Annotated in this window: 24 protein-coding genes; 10 read left to right on the forward strand and 14 right to left on the reverse strand. The window is 65.0% G+C overall.

Annotated elements, in window-relative coordinates; translation table 11 throughout:
- Window positions 1-24 precede the first annotated feature (24 nt).
- The 5 genes from rpsD to murI form a co-directional block, all read right to left on the reverse strand.
- On the reverse strand, window positions 25-642 hold the full coding sequence (rpsD, locus tag AC629_RS24655; RefSeq protein ID WP_014494148.1) for a 30S ribosomal protein S4: 618 nt from the start codon (window positions 640-642) through the stop codon (window positions 25-27).
- 157 nt (window positions 643-799) lie between these two features.
- Window positions 800-1,591: an acyltransferase gene (locus tag AC629_RS24660; RefSeq protein ID WP_084807540.1), complete on the reverse strand. Its 792-nt coding sequence runs from the start codon at window positions 1,589-1,591 to the stop codon at window positions 800-802.
- 100 nt (window positions 1,592-1,691) lie between these two features.
- Window positions 1,692-2,075, reverse strand: coding sequence for a cupin domain-containing protein (locus AC629_RS24665; protein WP_084807541.1), 384 nt, complete (start codon window positions 2,073-2,075; stop codon window positions 1,692-1,694).
- A 63-nt stretch (window positions 2,076-2,138) separates the two neighbouring features.
- Window positions 2,139-2,912: an HpcH/HpaI aldolase family protein gene (locus tag AC629_RS24670; protein WP_084807542.1), complete on the reverse strand. Its 774-nt coding sequence runs from the start codon at window positions 2,910-2,912 to the stop codon at window positions 2,139-2,141.
- Between the two features lie 163 nt (window positions 2,913-3,075).
- The gene (gene murI / locus AC629_RS24675; protein ID WP_084807543.1) at window positions 3,076-3,873 is read right to left on the reverse strand and encodes a glutamate racemase; all 798 of its coding nucleotides are present in this window, start codon (window positions 3,871-3,873) and stop codon (window positions 3,076-3,078) included.
- A gap of 176 nt (window positions 3,874-4,049) precedes the next feature.
- Here murI and AC629_RS24680 point away from each other — a divergent pair, with 176 nt between their 5' ends.
- Both AC629_RS24680 and AC629_RS24685 read left to right on the forward strand, forming a co-directional pair.
- The gene (locus tag AC629_RS24680) at window positions 4,050-4,601 is read left to right on the forward strand and encodes a cytochrome b (protein WP_084807544.1); all 552 of its coding nucleotides are present in this window, start codon (window positions 4,050-4,052) and stop codon (window positions 4,599-4,601) included.
- A 221-nt stretch (window positions 4,602-4,822) separates the two neighbouring features.
- Entirely contained in the window at window positions 4,823-5,464 is a 642-nt protein-coding gene (locus AC629_RS24685) for a glutathione S-transferase family protein (protein ID WP_084807571.1), read from the forward strand.
- Between the two features lie 13 nt (window positions 5,465-5,477).
- On the opposite strand, the gene AC629_RS24690 is transcribed toward AC629_RS24685, so the two are convergent.
- Window positions 5,478-6,284: a Crp/Fnr family transcriptional regulator gene (locus AC629_RS24690; RefSeq protein WP_084807545.1), complete on the reverse strand. Its 807-nt coding sequence runs from the start codon at window positions 6,282-6,284 to the stop codon at window positions 5,478-5,480.
- A 568-nt stretch (window positions 6,285-6,852) separates the two neighbouring features.
- On the opposite strand from AC629_RS24690, the gene AC629_RS24695 reads away from it, so the two are divergent.
- Complete coding sequence (locus AC629_RS24695) at window positions 6,853-8,760, forward strand: acyl-CoA synthetase (RefSeq protein WP_084807546.1); 1,908 nt, start codon at window positions 6,853-6,855, stop codon at window positions 8,758-8,760.
- A gap of 121 nt (window positions 8,761-8,881) precedes the next feature.
- Here the strand turns inward: AC629_RS24695 and AC629_RS24700 are convergent, their stop codons facing one another.
- Both AC629_RS24700 and purB read right to left on the reverse strand, forming a co-directional pair.
- Complete coding sequence (locus tag AC629_RS24700; RefSeq protein ID WP_084807547.1) at window positions 8,882-10,054, reverse strand: M20 aminoacylase family protein; 1,173 nt, start codon at window positions 10,052-10,054, stop codon at window positions 8,882-8,884.
- Window positions 10,055-10,163: 109 nt separating this feature from the next.
- Entirely contained in the window at window positions 10,164-11,471 is a 1,308-nt protein-coding gene (purB, locus tag AC629_RS24705) for an adenylosuccinate lyase (protein WP_074122510.1), read from the reverse strand.
- Between the two features lie 640 nt (window positions 11,472-12,111).
- Between purB and AC629_RS24710 the strand changes: the two genes are divergently transcribed.
- On the forward strand, window positions 12,112-12,699 hold the full coding sequence (locus AC629_RS24710; RefSeq protein ID WP_084807548.1) for a TetR/AcrR family transcriptional regulator: 588 nt from the start codon (window positions 12,112-12,114) through the stop codon (window positions 12,697-12,699).
- A 446-nt stretch (window positions 12,700-13,145) separates the two neighbouring features.
- Here AC629_RS24710 and AC629_RS24720 read toward each other — a convergent pair whose 3' ends face one another.
- Window positions 13,146-13,799, reverse strand: a complete 654-nt coding sequence (locus AC629_RS24720; RefSeq protein WP_084807550.1) for a response regulator — start codon at window positions 13,797-13,799, stop codon at window positions 13,146-13,148.
- Window positions 13,800-13,806: 7 nt separating this feature from the next.
- Complete coding sequence (locus tag AC629_RS24725) at window positions 13,807-15,177, reverse strand: sensor histidine kinase (RefSeq protein ID WP_084807551.1); 1,371 nt, start codon at window positions 15,175-15,177, stop codon at window positions 13,807-13,809.
- A gap of 199 nt (window positions 15,178-15,376) precedes the next feature.
- On the opposite strand from AC629_RS24725, the gene AC629_RS24730 reads away from it, so the two are divergent.
- From AC629_RS24730 to AC629_RS24750, 5 genes are all read left to right on the forward strand, one after another.
- Window positions 15,377-16,147, forward strand: a complete 771-nt coding sequence (locus AC629_RS24730) for a MotA/TolQ/ExbB proton channel family protein (protein WP_084807552.1) — start codon at window positions 15,377-15,379, stop codon at window positions 16,145-16,147.
- Window positions 16,144-16,815: a DUF2135 domain-containing protein gene (locus AC629_RS24735; protein ID WP_084807553.1), complete on the forward strand. Its 672-nt coding sequence runs from the start codon at window positions 16,144-16,146 to the stop codon at window positions 16,813-16,815. The genes AC629_RS24730 and AC629_RS24735 overlap by 4 nt, the downstream gene beginning before the upstream one ends.
- On the forward strand, window positions 16,808-17,413 hold the full coding sequence (locus AC629_RS24740) for a hypothetical protein (RefSeq protein ID WP_084807554.1): 606 nt from the start codon (window positions 16,808-16,810) through the stop codon (window positions 17,411-17,413). Before AC629_RS24735 ends, AC629_RS24740 begins: the two co-directional genes overlap by 8 nt.
- Before the next feature lie 116 nt (window positions 17,414-17,529).
- The gene (locus AC629_RS24745; RefSeq protein ID WP_084807555.1) at window positions 17,530-18,270 is read left to right on the forward strand and encodes a metallophosphoesterase family protein; all 741 of its coding nucleotides are present in this window, start codon (window positions 17,530-17,532) and stop codon (window positions 18,268-18,270) included.
- A 5-nt stretch (window positions 18,271-18,275) separates the two neighbouring features.
- Window positions 18,276-19,709: a bifunctional serine/threonine-protein kinase/universal stress protein gene (locus AC629_RS24750; protein ID WP_084807556.1), complete on the forward strand. Its 1,434-nt coding sequence runs from the start codon at window positions 18,276-18,278 to the stop codon at window positions 19,707-19,709.
- A 23-nt stretch (window positions 19,710-19,732) separates the two neighbouring features.
- Here AC629_RS24750 and AC629_RS24755 read toward each other — a convergent pair whose 3' ends face one another.
- From AC629_RS24755 to rpe, 3 genes are all read right to left on the reverse strand, one after another.
- Entirely contained in the window at window positions 19,733-19,924 is a 192-nt protein-coding gene (locus AC629_RS24755; RefSeq protein WP_084807557.1) for a hypothetical protein, read from the reverse strand.
- Between the two features lie 35 nt (window positions 19,925-19,959).
- Window positions 19,960-20,094 (reverse strand): hypothetical protein, encoded by a 135-nt coding sequence (locus tag AC629_RS49915; RefSeq protein WP_283847654.1) that lies wholly within the window; start codon window positions 20,092-20,094, stop codon window positions 19,960-19,962.
- A gap of 169 nt (window positions 20,095-20,263) precedes the next feature.
- Entirely contained in the window at window positions 20,264-20,965 is a 702-nt protein-coding gene (gene rpe, locus AC629_RS24760; RefSeq protein ID WP_084807558.1) for a ribulose-phosphate 3-epimerase, read from the reverse strand.
- Window positions 20,966-21,232: 267 nt separating this feature from the next.
- Between rpe and AC629_RS24765 the strand changes: the two genes are divergently transcribed.
- Window positions 21,233-22,030, forward strand: coding sequence for an EF-hand domain-containing protein (locus tag AC629_RS24765; RefSeq protein WP_084807559.1), 798 nt, complete (start codon window positions 21,233-21,235; stop codon window positions 22,028-22,030).
- A 135-nt stretch (window positions 22,031-22,165) separates the two neighbouring features.
- Here the strand turns inward: AC629_RS24765 and AC629_RS24770 are convergent, their stop codons facing one another.
- Window positions 22,166-23,164, reverse strand: coding sequence for a P1 family peptidase (locus AC629_RS24770; RefSeq protein WP_084807572.1), 999 nt, complete (start codon window positions 23,162-23,164; stop codon window positions 22,166-22,168).
- Window positions 23,165-23,179: the final 15 nt, after the last annotated feature.

Here is a 23,179-nt window from a genome sequence, read left to right on the forward strand (position 1 = left end):
CCGGGGCCTTTCGATATTCAGATCTTAGCGCGAATAGAATTCGACGACCAGATGCGGCTCCATCTGCACCGGGAACGGCACGTCGGAGAGGCCGGGGATGCGCACGTATTTCGCGGTCATCTTGCCGTGGTCGACTTCGAGATAGTCAGGCGTGTCGCGCTCGGGAAGCTGGCTGGCTTCGAGCACGTGGGCGAGCTGCTTGGAGGCTTCCTTGACCTCGATCACGTCGCCGACCTTGAGCTGGTAGCTCGAGATGTTGACCTTGCGGCCGTTCACCTTGATGTGACCGTGGTTGATGAACTGGCGCGCGGCGAAGATCGTCGAAACGAACTTGGCGCGGTACACGACCGCGTCGAGGCGACGCTCGAGCAGGCCGATCAGGTTCTCGCCGGTGTCACCCTTGAGGCGGCTCGCCTCGACATAGATGCCGTGGAACTGACGCTCGGAGATGTTGGCGTAGTAGCCCTTCAGCTTCTGCTTGGCGCGGAGCTGCACGCCGAAGTCGGAGAGCTTGCCCTTGCGGCGCTGGCCGTGCTGGCCGGGGCCGTATTCGCGGCGATTCACGGGGCTCTTCGGGCGGCCCCAGATGTTCTGGCCCATACGGCGATCGATTTTGTACTTCGCCTCACTGCGCTTAGTCATCGCGTCCTCTTCAGGTTCAATGGTTTGAGGAAACGCGCCCTCCTGTGTGACGGGCCAGGCCCGGCACCGACAGATCCGATCCCCAAAGCTTAAAGGGACAAGACCACGGGTCGCGAAACGCTTCGCGGGCCGAAATCGGCCCGCGAGCAGGCGGCTTTTAGGGGAGTTTGGGGTTCGCTGTCAATTCTTTAGCCTGTCTTATCGGCTTTGGCCCGGCTGCCCGCAATTCGCTAGCGATTTCAGTGTTCAGTACTTGTTCCAGCCGGGTCAGGACCCGGGCGATGGGGGCGGCGTCGGTCACCCGATGGTCCCAGCGGATCACGACGTGGATGCTCTGGTCGGGCTCGACCACCCCGTAGCTGACGATGAAGGGGCCCGGCGTGATCGGATGGAGTTTCCCGCCGCCATAGGCGGCGACTGAGCTGACCGCGAAGCTGCCGAACCAGTTGCCGCGCTGGCGGCCGAAATTGAGCCCCACGGCCCAGGACAGGCGCCGCAGCGGCAGCGGCAGGCGGGTCGCCCGCATGATCTTGCGGAACATCGGGACGTCCTCGAGCGGCGCCGTCTTGGCGCGCCGGATCTCCGCATCGACCGCCGCGAGTGCCATGGCCTCCGGGGCCGCGATTCGCTGCGGCAGCACGCATTCCTCGCCGTCCTCGACCCGGGCGATCGCCACCTGCGCCACGCTCTTGGGCAGCTCGTAGAGCGTCGGCCAGGGCCATTTGGCGTAGACTGTGCGCAGGATCGGCTCGTCCCTGGCAACGATAGCGAAAGCCTTGACGAACATCGCCGCCCAGCCGGCTGGCGTGGCCGCCCCAGCGCGGGCCTCGAGCAGGGGACGGATCTGGAGCGAGCGGGACAGCGAAATGAAGGGCACGCCCATCGAGGCGCGCATGAGGTCGCAAATCAGGCGGCGCGGCAGCGAAATGTTCTTAGGTTGACCGCGCATCGTTCTCCGGTTCCCGCGGACTGAAAGGGGGCGGCGAGGGGGGACCTCGCCGCGTGCTCTAGCACGAACCGACCCGCTTGGGGCCGGTCCGTTCGCCGCATCAGGGCGCCGGGGAGGCCAGCGGCTTGGTCTTGTCGACGACATAAACCCCAAGTACTTTCAAAGACTTGTCGCTATGGGCCTTGGCGTCATGAACGAAGCCTGCCGGGATCTGATAGGAATCACCGGCTTTCAGAGTTTTGTCCGGCTGACCGTCAATGAGGAGATTGAGTTCGCCTTCGAGCACGTAGCCGGTTTCGATTCCGGGATGGGTATGGCGTCCGGCCGCGCCACCCGCCGGGACTTCCGCGATGGCGGTCACGGTGTTGTAGCCATCCGGAAATTCGACCTTCTGGAGTGGGGTGCGTTTGATGCCGGGCTGCTGGGCGAAGGCCGCAACGGCAAGGCCGGTGAAGGCGAGAGCGAGCAAAGTCTTTTTGAGCATGGTTGTTTTCTCCCTGGAACAGCCGACCCTAGCAGGGCCGCGGTTCCCGGCAAGACCAGCCGCTCAGCGTCTGATGCCCTCGAACGCGGTCATGATGCCGCGCTGGAGGAGCGACCAGTCGAAGCCGAGCGCGATCGCACGGTAGCCGCGGTCGACCAGCCGGTTGGCCTGGTCGGCGGTGCGGGCGGCGCCGCCGATCGGCACGCCGCTTCGGAGGATACCGGCCTCGGCGCGTGCGATCAGTTCGAGCAGCTCCGGATCGTCCATCTGTCCACGCTTGTTGATGGAGGTGGCGAGATCGCCGGGGCCGATCACCGCAACATCGATGCCGGGCGTGGACATGATCTCGTCGATGCGATTGACGGCCTCGACATGCTCGATGGTGATCATGCAGATCATCTCGTCATCGGCTGCAGCCATGTAATCCGGCATCGACTGGCCCCAGCGGAACGGCGCGTGGAACGGCCCCCACAGACGATCGCCGCGCGGCGGATAGCGCACGCTGCGCACCGCCTTCTCGGCATCGGCGCGGTTGGTGATCATCGGGAAATTGATGCCGAAGGCGCCAATGTCCATCGGCGCTTTCGCAAGCCATGGTTCGTTCGCGGCGATCCGCACCAGCGGCGTGCATGGCGTGCCAGTCGTCGCCGCGATCATCGCGTGCGCTTCGGTGAGCCCGATCGGTCCGTGCTCGAGATCGACGATGATCCAGTCGAGCGAACGCGCCATGATCTGCACTATCTGCACGCTCGGGATGGTCGCGATCGCGCCGAAGGCGGGACGCCCCTCGCTCCACAATTGGCGGAGGCGGTTGAGCGGCGTTGAGGGGACCGACATGAGATGACCTGCGCGAAGATGACGACGCCGAAGCCTAGAGCCATTTCCGTTCCGATGGAATCGGAACGGGGCTCTAGATTCTTGTTTTGACGCGTTTCCTTTACGCGAACCGGTATCCACTTCGCGCGAAAACGCTTTGGCAGCACGCCGTCGAGGCGCAAGGTCAGGCGGGAACGCGGCCGCCGAAGAACGGCGTCAGCATGGCCCCGAGGCCATGCACGCGGTTCGACGTGAAGATCATCTTCGCGCCCGACTGCGCGACGCCGCCAATGCGCGTGCCGAGCAGATCCGAGACGCGGCGGGCGATGGCCGGCGCCGGATCGATCCAGTCGACCCGCCAGGGCGCGAGTGTCTTCAGCCGTTCGAGCAGCAGCGGATAATGCGTGCAGGCAAGCACGACCGTGTCGGTGCGCGCACCCGCATCCTGCGGATTGCCGACAAAGCAGGGGGTGAGCTCGACGAGGATGTCGCCGTCGCTGATCGGGTTGCCGCCGAGGGCGCGTTCTGCGAGCGAGGCAAGCTCGGGCGAGCCGACCAGCGTCACCTCGCAGCCCTGCGCGAAGTCGCGGATCAGCGCCTTGGTGTATTCGCGCTTCACGGTGCCCTTGGTGCCGAGCACGGAGACGCGACGGGTCTTCGACTGCGCACAGGCCGGCTTGATCGCCGGCACCGTGCCGACGAAGGGCAGGGAATAAGCGGCGCGCAGATGCGATAGGACCAGGGTGGACGCCGTGTTGCAGGCGATGACGACGAGGTCAGGATCATGCGTGCGGATCAATTCCCCCATCAGCGGCACGACGCGGGCGATGATCTCGTCTTCGCTGTGGTGGCCGTAGGGGAAGAAGGCGTCGTCGGCGACGTAGACGTAATGCGCGTCCGGGCGTGCGGCCACGACCTCACGCAGGACCGTGAGCCCGCCAAGGCCGGAATCAAACACGAGGATCGTCGGGGAGTTGGTCACGTCGCTACCCTAGCTCGTCATGGTTACCATTCGGTTTTTGGGGCGGTTTTACGGCGGGGCCGCCCGGCGCCAGTTTGGAACGATTCAATTTCGCGATCGCCGCGTGTTCCCGCTATCAGCAGCAGAGGTGCTCCGCTGCGGACGGGGACATATCTGCAAAACTCCGGGGAGCCGACATGATCAGAAACACAAATGCCGGTTGGGGCAGCGTTTCCCGGTGGCTGCACTGGGGTTTGGCGCTGGCCATCATCGGCATGATCGGCTTCGGCTGGTGGATGAACCATATCCCGGCGCGTCCCGACCGCTTCTTCTACCGCTCGATTCATGCCGATATCGGCTATGTGATCCTGCTGCTTACCGTGCTGCGCCTGGTCTGGCGCATCATCAACCCTACGCCCGCCCTGCCGGCCGAGACCTCGCGCTGGCAGAAGATCGCAGCCCATGTCAGCCATGGTGCGCTCTATCTCGTGGTCATCTTGGTTGCGATGCTGGGCTGGGCACATTCCGGCGCCCGCACGCCGGACTATTCGGACTTCTTCGGCATGTTTCACGTGCCGCAATTCACCTCTCCCGACCGTGCGGCGGCGGGCGCCTATGAGGACCGCCACATCCTCTTTGCCTATGTGCTGCTTGCCCTGATCGCGATTCACGTGGTCGCGGCCCTGTGGCACCACTTTGTCCGCCGCGACCGCGTCGTCGCGCGGATGGTGACGGACGAGGCGGGGTAGGGAGCTCGTGTCCCGGACGCGCGGCAGCGTGCAACGCTGCTGTGCAGAGCCGGGACCGAAGCCGGACGGTTTGCTCACGGCCGCATGGGCCCCGGCTCTGCAGCGCATCGTCGAAGTGACGCTGCGCTGCGTCCGGGGCACGAGAGCGAGATGCTGCGCGCCCCATGACGGAGTAAGATGTGGCGTCACGGCTGATCCAAACCGCGGTCGAAGGAGGCGCCATGCTCAGCGTCCATCATCTCGGCAAGTCGCAGTCCGAGCGCATCGTCTGGCTGTGCGAGGAGCTGGGAATTCCCTACGAGCTGAAGCGCTACACGCGCGATCCCGCCACCATGCTGGCACCGCCCAACTACAAGGCGCTGCACCCGATCGGGGCGGCGCCCGTCATCACCGACGGCGATCTCGTGCTCGCCGAGTCCGGCGCCATCGTCGACTACATCATCGCCAAATACGGCAACGGCCGCCTCGTTCTCCGTCCTGACGATCCTGATTTCGCACAGTTTCTGTACTGGTTTCACTTCGCCAACGGCACGCTGCAAGCCGGCATGGGCCGGCTGATGATCCTGAACAGGCTCAAGCTCGCAGAGGACAATCCGATGCTGGTCGCGACCAGGGGGCGCGTCGACCGCGCCTTCGATCTGGTCGATGCAAGGGTCCGCTCCGCAGACTATCTGGCGGGCAATACCTTCACCACCGCCGACATCATGACGGGCTTTTCGCTCACGACGATGCGCTACTTCCAGCCTTACGATCTGTCGCGCTGTCCCAACGTGATCAAATATCTCGGTCGCATCGGCGAGCGGGCAGCATATCGGCGGGCGATGGAGAAGGGCGATCCCGACATGGCGTTGCTCTTGAGCTGAGTGCGGGCGTCGATCAAGCGATCCTGTTTGTGGCGGCCGCCCGCTCCGTGGCCAGCTGCTTCTGCAGGCGGTCGATGTTCTGCAGCAGGCGCTGGCTGGTCAGCACCAGGAAGTAATAGCCGAACTGCGGATCCTGGAAGTAGATCTCGAGCAGACGGTCATAGGTGATCGTCAGCACGTGTCCGTCCTCGATGCATTCGATCGTTCCAGTGCGCCGATTGTCCGGTGTGAGGAAGCCGAGCTCTCCCATAAGCGCACCGGGCATAATCTCGACGTTGATCTCCTTGACCAGAAACTTGCCCGTGACGGTGAGGAGCATCTCGTTGGCTGGATCGCCCAATTTGAAGAGCGTGTCGCCGCGGCGATATTTGCGCTCGGTCATGAACGGCTTGAGCCATTCGATCGACATGTCGCCTTCGGCGGCATGGCGCGCCTTCTTGACCAGCTTGAGCATCTGCCGCAGGCGCAGGGCGTTGATCGGAAGCAAGAGAAGATAGAGGAGGAAGGTCGCGACGTTGGCGGTGAGCGCGCCGAAGATGGAGAAGAACACGCAGCCGATCATGTTGGCGACGCGCAGCGGCACCATCGTCCGCATCAAGAGGGTGGCAACGAAGAAGATGGCGCCGACCGTGGCGAACAGATTGGCCAGGGTGATGTTGTGGACAAAGATGTCCAGCAGCCGATTGAAGATCGCGTCCCAGGTGACGTCGTTTGGATCGAGGCCCATCTGGACCAGGATCTTCGCGATTCTGAGGTTATCCGTTGCCGCGTCGAGAATGCGGTCGAGGATCGACGAAATGTCTGCGCTGCCGGACGGCATGGTATTATCCCCGCGTAAGGCCTTCGGTCCTGGTCGGTGTTTCGTATAGCCGAGATCGGATGACGACCGCTTGAATGAAGCCTCCGGCCGTCCTGCCGCAAGAGGCAAATTTTAACCTGATCAGTGGTTTCGGCAATTGCCCGTTGGTGGTGCGTATGACCCTCGCGTGCACGTGATTCGACGCGCCTTTAGGGCTTCGGCGTCGTGGACGGACCCGGCCGCCCCGGCGGGGGGCATGGTTGATCTCCGCCTTATGGCTTGAAGGCGGGCTGGATCACCTGCTGATCGACAAGGGTAAGGTGCCCGCATGCCAAAATCACCGATGTCATGGCGAGCGCGAGGATCGGCGGTGCGATGCGGTCCCGCAATTCTTGGTCCCCGGATCGGGCTCCGAGGTTCAAACGCCGTCCGGGCCTAGCTTGATAGCCGCGACGGTCTGGTCGTAGACGAACGCCAAATCATGCCTCATTGTGTTTCCGCTCGACCGGCAAATCGGTCGGGGTCTCGCCTGAACCAAAATGTCAAAAGACACGGGGCGGGGAAATGCGCAGAGGGAGGACGGAATTCCATGGCGGGCATCCACACGCTCGATCGGCTGATTGGCGACGACTATCCGGACCTGGCGACGGACGCGGAGGTCCGCGCCTTCGAGCAGGTCCCTTACGCCGATCGCGTCGCTGCCGAGAGCACCTATGATGCGATCAAGCTCGGCGCAGCGTGCAATCCCGACGGGGCGGCGATCCAGTTCCTGCAAAATGCCGATCCGGCCGACACGCCGGTCGTGATCACTCACCGCGACTTCATCGCGCGCGTGACGCAAGCCGCCAACATGTTTCATGCGCTCGGCGCGGAGAAGGGCGACGTCATCAGCTTCATGCTGCCGCTTTTACCCGATGCCTTCGTGACGCTGTTCGGCGCCGAGGCCGCCGGCATCGCCAATCCGGTCAATCCGCTGCTCGAGCCGCACCAGATCGCCGAGATCCTGGAGGCCGCGAATACGAAAATCCTGGTGGCGCTCGGCCCGATGCCGGGCACCGATATCTGGCAGAAGGTCGAACAGATCCGCCCGCAGCTCAAGCACCTCAAGGCGGTCGTGCAAGTGGCTGGCGGTGGCGATCCCGCCAACGGCATCTATGCCTTCAACGATCTGATCAAGCAGCAGCCGTCCGACCGGTTTGTCAGCGGGCGCAAGATTCTTGGCAGCGACATCGCCGCCTATTTCCACACCGGGGGCACCACCGGCACGCCGAAGCTGGTGCGACACACCCACGCCAATCAGGTCTATCAGGCCTGGGCGCTCAATTTGCTGCTGAAGTCGCAGCCCGGTACCAACATGCTGTTCGGCATGCCGCTGTTTCACGTCGGCGGATCGTTGACGCAGGTGCTGCAGACGCTATCGGCCGGCGGCTCGCTGGTCGTGCTGTCGCCGGGCGGCTGGCGCAATCCGAATGCGGTGAAGAACATCTGGGGACTGGTCGAGCGGTTCAAGCCGGTGGCGCTGTCGAGCGTGCCGACGGTGCTTGCCGCAACGCTCGGGGTGCCGCCGGGCAATGCCGACATCTCCAGCCTGAAATATGCCGCGGGTGGTGGTTCTGCGATCCCCGTCGCCGTTGGCTCCGCGATCCAGGATAAGCTGAAGCTGCCGGTGGTCGAGGTCTACGGCATGACCGAGACATCGAGCGTGCACACGCTCGCCTATCAGTCGCGGCCGATCCGGCTTGGCTCGGTCGGCCTGCCGATGCCCTACGCGCGCGTGCGCGTCGTGCAGATCGATGCCGACGGCCGCCTGATCCGCGATTGCGCGGCGGACGAGATCGGCGTCGTGATCATGGCGGGGCCCGGCGTGTTCGGCGGCTATCTCAACGACGAACACAACAAGGGCGCCTTCGTCGACGAGGTCTGGGTCAATTCCGGCGATCTCGGCCGGCTGGATGCCGACGGCTATCTCTGGATCACCGGCCGCGCCAAGGACCTCGTGATCCGCGGCGGCCACAACATCGATCCGGCGCCGATCGAGGAGATCATGTTTCGCCATCCCGCCGTCGGCTTCGCCGCGGTGGTCGGCCAGCCCGACGCCTATGCCGGCGAATTGCCGGTGGGTTACGTGCAGTTGAAGCCGGGCGCGACCGTCGAGTCAGGCGAGCTCGAAGCGTGGGTGCGCGAGCGCACGCCGGAGCGCGCCGCCGTTCCGGTTCAGGTCATTCCCATCGATCCGATGCCGGTGACCGGCGTCGGGAAGGTGTTCAAGCCGCAACTGCGCTGGGACGCGGCGCAGCGCGTCTTCGCCAAGGTGCTGGCGCCGCTCGTCGCGCGCGGCATCGATTGCAAGGTGAAGGTCGGCGCCCATGGCAGCCACGGCTCGATCGCCATCGTGACGCTTACGGGCCTGCCGGCCGACCAGCGCGAGGTAATTGCGGGCGAGGTGCACACGCTGCTCGCGCCATTCGTGATGCGGCACGAGGTGGTGCAGGCGTAAGCGGTTGGGTCGAAATCCGTAGCCCGGATGAGCAAAGCAACATCCGGGGCAGAGGTGCAATCAACGTGTGCCTTCCCGGGTGTCGCTACGCTCACCCGGGCTACAGCCGCGCATGTACGGCCTAGCCCGCCGGCATCCGCGTCTCGACCAGCCGGACCCAGTAGGACGCGCCGTGGCCGAGGATGTTGTCGTTGAAGACATAGGCCGGGTGATGGCACTCGTTGCCGTCGCCCATTCCGACCAGGACCATCGCGCCGGGGCGCGCCTCGAGCATGAAGGAGAAATCCTCGGCGCCCATCATGGGGATGAACTTGTCGTTGACGCGCTCGGCGCCGACGATGTCGCGGGCGACATCGGCGGCGAGGCCAGCCTCGCGCGGATGGTTCATCGTCACCGGATACATCCGCGTGTACACGGTCTCGGCCGAGCCGCCATAGGCGCGGGCGACGCTGTCTGCGACTTCGCCGATGCGGCGCTCGACGAGATCGCGCACTTCGGGGTCGAGCGTGCGCACGGTGCCGGCGAGCTCTGCGGTCTCGGGAATGATGTTGAAGGCGGTGCCCGAGTGGAATTGCGTGATCGAGATCACCGCCGACTTCAGCGGATCGACGTTTCGCGCCACGATCGACTGCAGCGCGTTGACGATCTGCGAGCCGATCAGCACGCTGTCGACAGCCTTGTGCGGACCCGCGCCGGCGTGGCCGCCCTTGCCGTGGACGGTGATCTTGATGTTGTCGGAGGACGCGAGCATCGCGCCGGGAGTCGTTGCGAAATGGCCCTCGGGCAGGCCCGGCATGTTGTGCATGCCGTAGACCTCCTCGATGTTCCAGCGCGTCATCAGGCCGTCGTCCACCATGGCCTTGCCGCCGCCGCCGCCTTCCTCGGCCGGCTGGAAGATCATGATCGCGGTGCCGTCGAAATTGCGTGTCTCGGCGAGATATTTGGCGGCACCGAGCAGCATGGCGGTGTGGCCATCATGGCCGCAGGCGTGCATCTTGCCAGGCACCTTGGAGGCGTAAGGCACGTCGGCGGTTTCCATGATCGGCAGCGCGTCCATGTCGGCGCGCAGGCCAATGGTCTTGCCGGAGGCCGACTTGCGGCCGCGGATCACGCCCACAACGCCGGTGCGGCCGATGCCCGTCACCACCTCGTCACAACCGAACTCGCGCAGCTTGTCGGCGACGATGCCGGCGGTGCGGTGGACTTCGTAGAGCAATTCAGGGTTCTCGTGGAAGTCATGGCGCCAGGCGGCCATTTCGTCGGAGAGGGCGGCAACGCGATTGACGATGGGCATGGGGGTTTCCGTTTTTGATTGTTGCAGCCCGGATGAGCGAAGCGACATCCGGGTCTCTGTGCGTGGCTTCCCGGGTATCGCTGCGCTCACCCGGGCTACGGACGCGTGCTCAGCTCTCGCCGAACACGCGCTTGAAGATCGTGTCGACGTGCTTGAGGTGATAGCCGAGGTCGAACTGCTCCTCGATCTCGGCGTCGGTGAGATACTTCTTCACCTCGGTGTCCTTCTTCAGAAGCTGGAGGAAGTCGCCTTCGCCGCGCCAGACTGGCATGGCGTTGCGCTGCACCAGCTTGTAGGCGTCCTCGCGGCTCGCGCCCTTCTGGGTGAGCGCCAGCAACACGCGCTGGGAGTGCACGAGGCCGCCGAGGCGGTCGAGGTTCTTCTGCATGTTGGCGGGGTACACCAGCAGCTTGTCGATCAGGCCGGCGAGGCGCACCAGCGCGAAGTCGAGCGTCACGGTGGCATCCGGGCCCATCATGCGCTCGGCGGAGGAGTGCGAGATGTCGCGCTCGTGCCAGAGCACGACGTTCTCCAGCGCTGGCGTCACATAGGCGCGCACCATGCGGGAGAGGCCGGTAAGGTTCTCCGACAGCACCGGGTTGCGCTTGTGCGGCATCGCGGAGGAGCCCTTCTGTCCCTCCGAGAAGAACTCTTCAGCCTCCAGCACCTCGGTGCGCTGCATGTGGCGGATCTCCACCGCGATGCGCTCGACCGAGGAGGCGATCACGCCAAGGGTCGAAAAATACATCGCGTGGCGGTCACGCGGGATCACTTGCGTCGAGATCGGCTCGGGGACGAGGCCCATCGCCTTTGCGACATGCTCTTCGACGCGCGGGTCGATCTGCGCGAACGTGCCGACGGCGCCGGAAATGGCGCAAGTCGCGACCTCTTTGCGCGCGGCGATCAGGCGCTCCTTGGCGCGCGAGAATTCGGCATAGGCATAAGCGAGCTTGAGGCCGAAGGTGACCGGCTCGGCATGGATGCCATGGCTGCGGCCGATGGTCGGCGTCATCTTGTGCTCGAACGCGCGCTTCTTCAGCGCGGCGAGCACCTTGTCGAGATCGGCGAGCAGGAGGTCGGCGGCGCGGGTGAGCTGGACGTTGAGGCAGGTGTCGAGCACGTCGGAGGAGGTCATGCCCTGGTGGACGAAGCGCGCCTCGGGGCCGACGATCTCGGCGAGGTGGGTGAGGAAGGCGATGACGTCGTGCTTGGTCTCGCGCTCGATCTCGTCGATGCGGGCGACGTCGAAGGTGGCGTTCTTGGCCTTTGCCCAGACCGTTTTGGCGGCTTCCTTGGGGATCGTCCCGAGCTCGGCCAGTGCGTCCGCCGCATGCGCCTCGATCTCGAACCAGATCTTGAACCGGGTCTGCGGCTCCCAGATCGAGGCCATTTCCGGGCGGGTATAACGGGGGATCATCTGACGACTCCAGGAAGGTGGGCGGGCGGCCTGAGAGGGCGCGGCACCGGCCAAAATGCTTTTTACGCCGTGATTTAACAGAGCGTGGAGGGCGAAACAAACGGCATGGGCAAGGTATCGGGGGATGATCGGGCTGGACGGGGACTATTGAGCCCACGGCGGGCCATCGCCCAGCCAACCAGGCGGTGGCGCGGACCGGCCGCAAATATTGACTGTCAATCACGGATCATTGAATGACAGATATTGAAATCTGTCAGCGAGACGTGTATATCCGTTCTGGGACGCTCCGATTGGGCGTCCCGCGGTCACCTCCAGGGGGCGCCCGACATCTGAATACCTCTCGGATCGAGGGTCGCTATCGAAGGGCGAGGGCCGTGGATGAGTGGAGATAGAAAATGACGACCGAAATCATCAACTTCACCGGCACGATTGGGCACTGGCTCAATTTGCTGGTCGCGCGCCAGATCGCGGCGCAGGCTGCAAAACTGCCTCATTAAGAATTGAGCATGATCTTGTCGGAAAACCGCTACACACTTTCCCGGATCATGCTTGAGGCGAGAGCTTTCCGAGACGACAGGGGCGCTTCGGGAGCAGCTCCGTCGCCGGGTAACTGAGCCCTGAACGGGAACATGGTGCTGGCATGAATGAAGCCGTTGTCTTGACGCCGGAGCGGATCCTCGAAGTCACCGAGGACGTGCTCAGGCGCTACGGACTTGCCAAGGCCACCGTGGTTGACGTTGCCCGTGCGCTCGATGTGAGCCACGGCAGTGTCTATCGACATTTCCCGAGCAAGGCCTCGCTGCGCGAGGCCGTCGCCAAACGCTGGCTGGACCGCATCGACGCGCCGTTGCTGGCGATCGTCAAGGAACAGGGACCGGCGCCGGCGCGGCTCGACCGCTGGCTGCGCACGCTGTTCGCGGCCAAGCGTTCGCGCGTCCTCGACGACCCCGAGATGTTCGAGACCTATCTGACGCTGGCCCGCGAGGCCTGCGCGGCCGTCAGGTGTCACAAGGACACGATGATCGACCAGATCGCGGCGATCCTGTCAGACGGCGTGAAGCAGGGCGTGTTCGAAATGGCCGACGTCAAGGTCACCGCACGCGCGCTGTTCGACGCCACCAGCCGCTTCCACCACCCGGCTCATGCCGACGAGTGGAAGGATGCCGAGCTGCCGGCGCGCGTCGATGCGACGCTCGCACTATTGCTGCGCGGGTTGAAGGCGGGTTAAACCGCTGCATTCAAAGCGCGCCGATCAACCTCTCGCCTTGTGAAGAGGGGCGCCATTGTGAGCCGGTGGCGAGGACGTTGAGCGTCCACGCGCGTGGAAGGCCGGGTCGGACGATGGCACAACGGGCGGACTTTCCGGATATACATTGACCGCGATTTCGACGGCGTCCTTTGACCGCTTTCGAAGGCGGTAGAATGTTAGCTCCTGATCGAGCATGGGGCAGCGGAAGTGGACGACCGCCGTGTCTGGCAGGCGGCAAAGTTCGTCGATGAGCTCGCCTACTGTGATGATCGGGGGATGGGCGACTGCCTTGTGATGATCCTTGTGATGACCCTTGCTCATGACGTTCTACTCCCTTCACTCTGCTACTAACCGGAACTGGATGGTCTCCGTTCCAATCCGCCCAGCAGATTGAAAAGCTTCAAGGGAATGCGGCAGCTCTGCTGCTAGATCCTCGTCAGTCCGCACGTCGCCGCGAGCCGCACGAGCTGCGCGTCCGTGCGCGCGCCGGTCTTGGTCTTGATCAGATAGTGGTAGTTCTGAACCGTCTTCACACTGAGATTGAGATGCGCGGCGATCTGCTCGGTGGTGGCGCCGCCGGCGAACTGGCGCAAAATCTCGATCTCGCGTTCGCCCAGTTGATCCAGCACTGAGCCGGTCGGCGACAGGCTCTCCTCGGCCAGAATATGCGCGATATCGTCGCTCATGGCGCGTTCGCCGCGGGCAACGCTGCGGATCGCGGTCACCACCGCCGACGGTTCGCTGCTCTTGGTGACGAAGCCGCTGGCGCCGGCGCTGAAGGCTGATTTCACCAGCACCGCTTCGCTGTGCATGGTGAAGACGAGAATGCGCGCCCGCGGGGTGCGCGCGCGGATATTGCGGATCGCCTCCAGCCCGCTCGCGCCGGGCATCGAGATATCCAGCACGACGACATCAGGGTCGTGCGCCTTGAAGGCGCCGTAGGCATCCGCGGCGTTGTCGGCTTCCGCGACGACATGGAGATCGCCCTGGCTCTCCAGCACACGCCGGTAACCCTGCCGGACGATCGGATGATCGTCGACCAGCAGCACCGAGATGCCTGTTGCTGCAACATCGCTCATGTCGGCCTCATGCGGCGAGCGGGATGGTCGCGGCGACGCTCAGGCCGCGACTTGCGGGCACGATCGACAGCGATCCGCCGGCAGCGGCCACGCGCTCGCGGATGCCGGTAAGGCCGAAGCCGGTGGACTGCGCAACACGTGCGGCGTCGCCACCGCCGTCATCCTCGATCCGGATCAGCAGCGCGTCGTCCTCGCCGGCACGGCGCTCGATGCGCAACGAGATTTCATGTGCTGCTCCGTGACGCAGAGCGTTGGTCAGGCATTCCTGCGCTACGCGATAGGCCGTGGTGGCGGCCGGGCCGCTGATATCCGCAAGATTGCCCCGGAGGTCGAGCTGGATCGTCGGTCGCGCCGCGCTCTGCGAGCGCCAGCTGTCGACGAGGTTGACGAGGCTCGCCTCGAGCCCGAGCTGCTCAGGCAGGGGGTTGCGCAACCGCTTCAGCGCATCCCGGAGCGAGGCCATCAGATGATGCGTGGCCTGCGAGATCATGCGCGCATCCTGCGCGATGCTGCCGTCGCGGTTCTCCTTCGCACTCGCGGTCTCGATCGTGTTGGCGAAGGCGAGGATGGCGGAGAGATTCTGTCCGAACTCGTCGTGCAGCTCGCGGGCGAGCGCGCGGCGCTCGTCGTCGCGGATTTCGATCAGCCGCCGCGTCAGCGTCGTACGCTGTTCGGTGGCTTCCTCCAGCCGGCCGCCGAGCTCGCCGACGGCACTGCCGATCATGGCCAGCTCCATGGAGCGGAAGCGCGGCAGCTTTGTGCGATACTGGCCGCGCGCCATGCGCTGGAGTGCGGTGACGATCGCGCGCGCCGGCGCCAGCGCATGCGCGATCGCGAGCGAAGCGAGCAGCGCGATCGCCACCGCCATCAGCAGCGCGACGTCGATCACGTTGAGGATATACTCCCAGGCCAGCGAGATGGCGGCGGCCGCATCCGGCGTGGCGACGACCGTACCGGCGGCCGCGGCGCGCGGACTGACCGGCCGTATCACTTCGGCGTGGTTGCCGAGGAAAGTCGGCACAATGGCGGCGAACCAGCGCGGCGGAGTCTTGCCTAGCCCCTCGCTCTGGCCGCAGAGCGGCTTCTCGAACGCTGTTGCAGGCTGGAACTCGACGCAGACGCCGGGCGAGATCAGCTTCATCGTCTCCAGCGTGCGCCAGTCCGGAACCGGCAGGAGATGCTCGCGCGTTCTGCTGCTGCGCAACAGGAACTCGTGCCAGTACAGAGCCTGAAGCGCCTGCGCGACTCGCTGTGCCGAGGCTGCAGTTGCCCGGTCGACGCTGCGATAGGCGTCGAAAGTGGCCCACACTGTCGCGGCTCCAAGGCAGAGCACGACGATGAGAAGCAGGCGGGCGACAAGCTGAAGCACGAGGCGCATGCGGTCATCCCCGACGTTTGGTAAGATCAGCCTAACAATGCCGCCGCGCCTTGCCAATTGCGGGGAACAGCAGGATTGCAGCTCGGGCAAATTTCCCAAGCCGGATTGGGCATGGCTCTTTGGACCGGGCGCTGCGGCTTTGATCTAATCGGCGGGGAATCGTTGCAGGCCAATCGTTGCAAGCCGGGAGCAGTGCAGCATGAGTTCGATGACGATTGGACCAATTGCGGACGCCGCAACCGACCCATCCGAGCGCAGTGCGCTCCTGTTCTGGATGATCTTCACCGGGCTCTCGATCTTCGCCGTCGTGTTGCTGTGGCGCTTCGGCCTGATCCATCTGATGCTGACCTCGGACCGCACCTACATCTCCAGCGTCATCGCGGTGCTCTATGTCGTCACCTGCGGCCACTGCTTCCTGCGCACGCGGGCGATTGCCCGTGAGGGGGCGGCGGCGCGGCGCTGCCGCGCGGTGCTGGCGTCGCCCGACGGCGGCAAGGTGCTCGATGCCCGCGCAGCATCGCTGCCGCGCGGGCTGGTTCGCGACCACATCGAAAGCCTCGTCACCAAGGCCGCCGCGCAGGATTACCGCCCGGTCGACCAGACGCTGCTGCTGCGGACGCTGGCCGACCGGCTGCGTGGCTCCAACGGTTTCGGCGCCTTCGTCTCGGACACGCTGATGAAGCTTGGCCTACTCGGCACCATCATCGGCTTCATCATCATGCTGGCGCCGATCGCGGGGCTGGACGCCGCCGACAAGGTCGCGATGCGGTCCTCGATGGGATTGATGAGCGACGGCATGGCGGTCGCGATGTACACCACGCTGGCGGGCCTCGTTGGCTCGATCCTGGTCCGCATCCAGTACTACATGCTCGATGCCGCAACCCAGCGGGTGTTCTCGGATGCGGTGGTGCTGACCGAGACCTATGTGACGCCGGTGTTGGAGCGCAAGGGCGCTGGAACGGCGTCATGATGGATGATTTCGGTCTCTATCCGCGCGAGGAGCCATTCGATCCGCTCGGCGTGATGCTGTTTAAGGCGCTCCAGGTGATCGCCTTCCTGTTCTTCCTCGCGCTGCTCGCGGTCTCTCCAGACGCCAAGGACGGCAAGATCGACTCCAAGGCGGAGTTCATGATCACGCTGGACTGGCCGGATAATCACCCTGATGATCTCGACCTGTTCGTGCAGGATCCCGCCGGCAATATCGCCTGGTATCGCCACCGCGAGGCCGGCTTCCTCACGCTCGACCGCGACGACCGCGGCGGGGCCAATGACTTCATCATGGTCAACGGCAAGAAGATCGCATCGCCCATCCGCGAGGAGATCGTCACGGTGCGCGGCATCCTCGCTGGCGAATACACCGTCAACGTCTCGCATTTCGTTGCCACGACCGGCGAGCCTGTGACGGCCAACGTGAAAGTGCAAAAACTCAATCCGACTGCGCAGGTGGTCTTCGATAACAAGTTCACGCTTGACCACACCGGCGACGAGAAGACCGCTGTGCGGTTCCGGCTCGACGCCGAAGGCAAGGTCGTCAATGTGGACCAGCGACCGAAATCGCTGCTCGAGACGTTCCGTAGCAGCTGGCGCAACGGCGCCGATATCGACCCGAACACACGGGTGAGGGTGCGCCGTGAGTGATTTGCAGACGGTCATCCTCTCTTTGTCGGTTGCCTACGCCGTCATAGGCGCGCTGCTGCTGGTCGTGCTGGTCTATGCGCGGCTGCACTGGTCGCTGAAGGCGGTCGCGGTGGTCGTGACCAGCGCTTTTTATGTCGTCAGCTTCACCGAGATGCGCGGACTGCTCGGCTGGGCCAGCGCAGACAGGCTGCCTACCTCCTTCAAGCTGCTCCAGGCGCGCATCGTCGAGCCACATTCGCTGGAGGGCGATCCTGGCTCGATCTATCTCTGGGTCGAGCAGCTCGACGAGGATAATCGCCCAAGCGGCATCCCGCGGGCCTTCCGCGTGCCCTACGATGACAGGCTGGCCGACAATACCCATGCCGCGCAGAACGAGATCGCGGCCGGGCATCCGCAGGGCGGGCGCGCCGCCGATTTCGGCGGCGGCGAGGGCTCGCTCATCGACATGGTCCGGGAGTATGTGACGCCCAAGACCGTCCTCGAGACCAGTGGCGGCGATTCCTCGACTGGCGAATTCATCGCCCCGCCGGCCGGCGCACAAGGCGTCGTGTTCACGCCGCTGCCGCCGCCCCGAATGCCGCCTAAGGACGAGCAATAGGCCCTTCACCATCTCGCCACGCCGACGCTGGAAAACAGCGCCGTGCTGGCGCATCTTGTTGATGTCCCTCAAATTGGCTTTATCGGCTCCCAATAAGGTCTGAGGGTGGAGGGTGCGTGCTTCTCGCTGTCTTCTCGGATATCCATGGCAACCGGCAGGCGTTCGAGGCGTGCCTGAAGGTCGCGCGCGCGCGTGGCGCGGAGCGGTTCGTCCTGCTCGGTGACTTCGTCGGCTATGGCGCCGACCCGGAATGGGTCGTGGATACCGTGATGGGTCTGGTCAGGGAGGGCGCCATCGCCGTCCGAGGCAACCATGACGAGGCTGTCAACACCACGACCGAGACCATGAATGCCGAGGCGCAGATCGCGATCGAATGGACGCGCGGGCGTCTCGATGTGGCGCAGCGGCGCTTCCTGGCCGAGCTGCCGATGGTGGTGCAGGAGAAGGAACGTCTTTACGTCCACTCAGAAGCTTCAAGTCCGTCGCACTGGAACTATGTCCGCTCGACGACGGATGCCGCGCGCAGCCTGATCTCGACGCCCTCCCATGTCACCTTCTGCGGCCACATCCATCGCCCTGCGCTCTATTCGATGTCGGTGACGGCGAAGATGACGAGCTTCGTGCCCAAGACCGATGTCTCGGTGCAGCTTCTGCGCGGGCGGCAATGGCTGGCCGTGCTCGGCTCGGTCGGCCAGCCCCGCGATGGCGATCCGTCCGCGGCCTTCGTGCTGTTCGACACGGTCTCGTGCGAGATCACCTATTGCCGCGCGCCCTATGACGTCGAGACCGCCGCGGGCCGCATTCGCGAAAATGGCCTGCCGCCCTGGCTCGCCGACCGGCTCTCGCAGGGGCGCTGACGACAATGCCGAAGCCCCTGGTCAAGCCCGGCGCGGAGATCGACGGCTACACCATCGGCGAATGCGTCCATACCGGCGGCATGGCGACGCTGTGGACCGTCACCCATCCCGGCATCGACGTGCCGCTGCTGATGAAGATCCCGCGGGTGTCGGAGGGCGAGGACCCCGCCGCGATCGTCTCCTTCGAGATGGAGATGATGATCCTGCCGCGGCTCGCCGGTCCGCACGTGCCGTCTTGTTTCGGCACCGGGGATTTCGCGCACCAGGCCTATGTCGTGATCGAGCGCATCGTCGGCACGACGCTCTACAAGCGGCTGCCGGACCTGCCGCTGCCCTATGAGGAGGCGCGGCAGCTCGTCGCCAGGATCGCGACCGCGCTCGCCGATCTGCACCGGCAGAACGTGATCCATCACGACATCAAGCCGAGCAGCATCATGTTCCGCGACAGCGGCGAGGCGGTGCTGATCGACTACGGCCTGTCGCATCACAACCACCTGCCGGATCTTTTGCAGGAGGAGTTCCGCCTGCCTTACGGCACCGCGCCCTACATGGCGCCGGAGCGGCTGCTGGGCGTGCGCGACGATCCGCGCAGCGACCTGTTTTCGCTCGGCGTGCTGCTCTATTTCTTCACCACGGGCGAGCGCCCGTTCGGGGAGGGCGAGACGCTGCGCGCGATGCGGCGCCGGCTCTGGCGCGATCCGCATCCGCCGCGCAAGCTGCGCAGCGACTTTCCGCCCTGGCTCCAGGAGGTGGTGCTGCGCTGCCTCGAGATCGAGCCGGTGTGGCGCTATCCGACTGCGTCGCAGCTCGCTTTCGATCTCGCTCATCCGGACCAGGTCAAACTCACCGCGCGCTCGGAGCGGCTGAAGCGCGATCCGTGGAGCGTCGCGTGGCGGCGCCGCTTCAACCAGGGCGTCATGGCGCCGCGCGCCAAATCGGACGTCGCAGTGCAGATAGCATCGAGCCCGATCCTCGCGGTTGCACTCGACACGGTGGAAGGCGCGCCGGAGCTGAACGAAGCACTGCGCGTCACGACCGAGCGCATTCTCGCCACGCTGCCGTCAGCGCGGCTCGCCTGCGTCAACGTGCTGAAGCTCAATCGCATCGCCATCGACAAGACGCTGGACGAGCAGGGCTCCAACAAGCATGTCGATCGCCTGGTGGCGCTCAGGCATTGGGCGACACCGCTCAAGCTCGACGAGAGCCGGCTATCGGTTCACGTGCTGGAGGCGATCGATCCCGCCGCTGCGCTGCTGGAGTTCGCCGAGGTCAACCAGGTCGACCATGTCATTATCGGCGCACGGCAGAGCTCGTTCAGGCGCTCGCTGCTCGGCAGCGTCTCGGCCAAGGTGGCGTCGGAAGCCGTCTGCACCGTCACTGTTGTGCGGCCGCCGCGGCTCGCCGCGGATGCGGCTGACGCCGGTGAGGCGGCCGGATAGCCCCCAGCGTTTCGGAGAAAGGCTCAGACCGCGTGAGCGATGCGGCCGGCTTGCTTGCGGCGGATCGGCCAGGAGAAGTGCGGGCCGGCTTCGCCGTGATCTGCGCTGCCGCCGAAGTACTGAATGATCTCGCGGCAGGGCTCGCAGTTGAAGAGGCTACGCGACGCGGAAGCCTTGGTCATTTCCTTCAGGCAGTTCGGGCAGTACGGTTTCATCAGTCTTAAGTCCAGATAACAATCTATTGCCGGCGTCAGATCCGACCGCGACGGGTGGTGCGTGCGGAACGTGCCGGGACCTGCACCGGTCCGGCCGTCGGGCCGAACACAACAAACGCGCTGAAACCAAGCCACAACGCCACGCCAGTCCAAACCAGGGTCGTCGTCATGATGTGCTCCCGCGAAAACAGGCAGGAATCACTTGCAGTGATTTGCGCGACTCAGGGAAGTCCGTTGGAGTACGGATTAAGGTTGCAATTTTAGGGATTGCGCGCTGCATCGCGGCAAGGGCCGCAGCTCTTGCCGTTCTCTTGCCGTTGTGTCGAGCGATCGTGTGGTTCAGATCGCTTCGCCGCGTGCGCCGGCGGCGGCGTTGCGGATCGCCGCGATGTTGGCCTTGTAGGCCTCCTGCGTGCCGCCCCTGAACACGGACGTGCCGGCGACGAAGGCGTTGGCGCCGGCGGCGGCCAGGGGACCTGCGACGTCGGGACCGACGCCGCCATCGACCTCGATGTCGATCGGTCGCCCCGCCGTCATCGCGCGGATGTCGCGGATCTTGCCGATCGCGGAAGGGATGAAGGCCTGGCCGCCGAAGCCGGGATTGACCGACATCACCAGCACGAGGTCGACCAGGTCGATGACGTATTCGAGCGCGCTGATCGGCGTGCCCGGATTGAGCGAGACGCCGGCCTTCTTGCCGAGTGCGCGGATCGCCTGGAGCGAGCGGTGCAGATGGGGACCAGCCTCCGCATGCACGGTGATGTGGTCGCAGCCGGCTTTCGCGAAGGCCTCGAGATAGGGATCGCAGGGTGAGATCATCAGATGCGCATCGAAGATCTTCTTGGTGTGCGGGCGCATCGCCTTGATGACGTCGGGGCCATAGGAGATGTTGGGAACGAAGTGCCCGTCCATCACGTCGAGATGGATCCAGTCGGCCCCCGCGGCGTCCACGGCGCGCACCTCCTCGCCGAGCTTGGAGAAATCCGAGGCCAGGATCGAGGGCGCGATTGCCAGGGGGCGGGGGGTGAAGGCTTGGGTCATGGCGCGTTTTCCCGTGGCGGCCGAAAGAAGAATGGGCCTCGCCTAACATGGGCACCTGCGGCGGGCAATGCAGGGACGGCGTGCTTCTTCTTGTAGGCGGAAAATTCTGCCGCGACCGGCACGAATTGCCGGTGTTCCCGGGCCCGGTCAAGGACAGCCAAGTGCAGTGGAGGCGGATTTTATTGAGCTTTTTGCACTGGCACGGGGCTTGCTGACTTCCTCCCCGGGACATTGGCCGCGGCATGCCGCATCGGTTGGAGTTGTGCAATGTTGTTTGCGCTTGGCGCAGTATCGAGCGCGCTCGACGTGATCCAGTCGCTGACGAACTCGAAGTCGTCGTCGACGCAGAAGACGGGATCTTCACAGGGCGCGACCAATCCGTTCGCGATCGACAGCGGCAGCAGCACGACCGGCGGCGCGACCTCGTCGGTCAATTCGGGCAAATATCCGCAGATCTCGCCGGAGACGATGAACGCGCTGTTCGCCGCGCAGAGCCAGTCGACGAACAGCACGAGCACCACGGTCAGCTCGACCTCATCGAGTTCGACGTCGATGAGCCGGGATGCTGCGCTCAAGGACCTGTTCTCGCAGATCGATGCGGACGGCAACGGCAAGATCACCAAGTCCGAATTCGAGAAAGCGCTGGGGGCCGGCGGCACCAATCTGGCGCAGGCCGATGACGTGTTCTCCAAGCTGGATTCGAATTCCGACGGCAGCGTCAGCCTGGATGAGATGTCGAAGGCGCTGAAGAGCGGCCATCACGGCCACCATCACGCGCAAGGCGCCGGCGGCTCGGGCGATGCGCCGGGCAGCGGTTCGAATTCCTCGTCGCAGTCGAGCGGCGGGTCGACCGCGACCACGACGACCAACGCCGACGGCTCGACCACCACCACCGTCACCTATGCCGACGGCTTCAAGATGTCGACGACTGTTCCCGGCGCCTCCAGCTCTTCAAGTGCGAACGGCGGCAGCAACTCGCCCTACGACTGGTTCGGACAGATGATGCAGCGCCAGGCTCAGGCCTCGGCGGGATCCACGGCTTCATCGATGTCGATGAGCGTCTAAACTCCTTCCCTGTCATGCCCCGCGCAAGCGGGGCATCCAGTACGCCGCGGCCTCTCGATTCAATCACTAGTGTCTCTGGAATACTGGATCGCCCGGTCTTCGCCGGGCGATGACAACTGATATGTGGGAACCGCGCTACGCGCCAAACCGGTCCTTCCACGCCGGCAGCGCGCCGGGGAATGGCAGCGCGGTCGCGCTGTAGACGCCGCGTGCGATCGCGCGCGCGACTACGTTGGCGGCGACCATGCCGAGCTCGGTGAGCTCGACCAGCGGCTCGATCGGCTTCTCGCAGGTCGCAGCGGCGAACAGCACGTCGCCGTCGAGCGGGGCGTGCACCGGATAGATCGCGCGGGCAAATCCGGTCTGCGCGATCATCGCGAGGCGCTTGGCCTGGGCCTTGCTCAGGATCGCATCGGTGACGACGAGACCGATCGTCGTGTTCTCGCGCTCGCTCGCGGCAGGGCCGCCCTTGATGCGCATCGCCAGCATGTCCGGCGTGAATCGCGACGGCAGCCCGCGTCCGCCGAACTCGCCGTTCACCTCGAACGGCGCGGCCCAGAACCACGGCCCATCGCCGACGGCGACGCTGCCGACAGCATTGACGACCATGATCGCGGCGACCTTGACGCCGTTCGCCGTCACGGCCGACGCAGAGCCGAGCCCGCCCTGGAAGGTGGCCGTGGTGGCGCCCAGGCCTGCGCCGACGCTGCCGAGCGCAAAGTCGGTGCCGGCGGCAGCGGCTGCGGCGTAGCCGAGATCGCGATAAGGCGAGAAGCGGCCCCACTTCTTGTCGCCGCCGTTGAGCAGGTCGAACATGATTGCGCCCGGCACGATCGGGATCACCGCGTCACGGATCTTGAAGCCGCGGCCTTGTTCGGCAAGCCAGGCCTGAACGCCCCCGCCGGCATCGAGGCCGAAAGCCGAGCCGCCGGAGAGCGCGATTGCATCGACGCGCTCGACCGTGTTGGCGAGATCGAGCAGGGCACCCTCGCGCGTGCCGGGACCGCCGCCACGGACGTCGATCGCCGCGACTGCCGGATGATCGAAAATAATCGCGGTCGTGCCCGAGGCGAGCTTCGCATCGTCGGCATGGCCGACGCGGACGCCGGCGATATCGGTCAGTAGATTTTTCAAGGCCGCCACTCCATG

It is taken from the genome of Bradyrhizobium sp. NAS80.1 (assembly GCF_001908205.1).
Classification (GTDB): domain Bacteria; phylum Pseudomonadota; class Alphaproteobacteria; order Rhizobiales; family Xanthobacteraceae; genus Bradyrhizobium.

Excerpts from the sequence above, each read along its gene's own strand:
- rpsD (WP_014494148.1), bottom strand. The coding sequence starts at position 642 with ATGACTAAGCGCAGTGAGGCGAAGTACAAAATCGATCGCCGTATGGGC.
- AC629_RS24660 (WP_084807540.1), bottom strand. The coding sequence starts at position 1,591 with ATGCGCGGTCAACCTAAGAACATTTCGCTGCCGCGCCGCCTGATTTGC.
- AC629_RS24665 (WP_084807541.1), bottom strand. The coding sequence starts at position 2,075 with ATGCTCAAAAAGACTTTGCTCGCTCTCGCCTTCACCGGCCTTGCCGTT.
- AC629_RS24670 (WP_084807542.1), bottom strand. The coding sequence starts at position 2,912 with ATGTCGGTCCCCTCAACGCCGCTCAACCGCCTCCGCCAATTGTGGAGC.
- AC629_RS24680 (WP_084807544.1), top strand. The coding sequence starts at position 4,050 with ATGATCAGAAACACAAATGCCGGTTGGGGCAGCGTTTCCCGGTGGCTG.
- AC629_RS24685 (WP_084807571.1), top strand. The coding sequence starts at position 4,823 with ATGCTCAGCGTCCATCATCTCGGCAAGTCGCAGTCCGAGCGCATCGTC.
- AC629_RS24690 (WP_084807545.1), bottom strand. The coding sequence starts at position 6,284 with ATGCCGTCCGGCAGCGCAGACATTTCGTCGATCCTCGACCGCATTCTC.
- AC629_RS24695 (WP_084807546.1), top strand. The coding sequence starts at position 6,853 with ATGGCGGGCATCCACACGCTCGATCGGCTGATTGGCGACGACTATCCG.
- AC629_RS24700 (WP_084807547.1), bottom strand. The coding sequence starts at position 10,054 with ATGCCCATCGTCAATCGCGTTGCCGCCCTCTCCGACGAAATGGCCGCC.
- purB (WP_074122510.1), bottom strand. The coding sequence starts at position 11,471 with ATGATCCCCCGTTATACCCGCCCGGAAATGGCCTCGATCTGGGAGCCG.
- AC629_RS24710 (WP_084807548.1), top strand. The coding sequence starts at position 12,112 with ATGAATGAAGCCGTTGTCTTGACGCCGGAGCGGATCCTCGAAGTCACC.
- AC629_RS24720 (WP_084807550.1), bottom strand. The coding sequence starts at position 13,799 with ATGAGCGATGTTGCAGCAACAGGCATCTCGGTGCTGCTGGTCGACGAT.
- AC629_RS24725 (WP_084807551.1), bottom strand. The coding sequence starts at position 15,177 with ATGCGCCTCGTGCTTCAGCTTGTCGCCCGCCTGCTTCTCATCGTCGTG.
- AC629_RS24730 (WP_084807552.1), top strand. The coding sequence starts at position 15,377 with ATGAGTTCGATGACGATTGGACCAATTGCGGACGCCGCAACCGACCCA.
- AC629_RS24735 (WP_084807553.1), top strand. The coding sequence starts at position 16,144 with ATGATGGATGATTTCGGTCTCTATCCGCGCGAGGAGCCATTCGATCCG.
- AC629_RS24750 (WP_084807556.1), top strand. The coding sequence starts at position 18,276 with ATGCCGAAGCCCCTGGTCAAGCCCGGCGCGGAGATCGACGGCTACACC.
- AC629_RS24755 (WP_084807557.1), bottom strand. The coding sequence starts at position 19,924 with ATGAAACCGTACTGCCCGAACTGCCTGAAGGAAATGACCAAGGCTTCC.
- AC629_RS49915 (WP_283847654.1), bottom strand. The coding sequence starts at position 20,094 with ATGACGACGACCCTGGTTTGGACTGGCGTGGCGTTGTGGCTTGGTTTC.
- rpe (WP_084807558.1), bottom strand. The coding sequence starts at position 20,965 with ATGACCCAAGCCTTCACCCCCCGCCCCCTGGCAATCGCGCCCTCGATC.
- AC629_RS24765 (WP_084807559.1), top strand. The coding sequence starts at position 21,233 with ATGTTGTTTGCGCTTGGCGCAGTATCGAGCGCGCTCGACGTGATCCAG.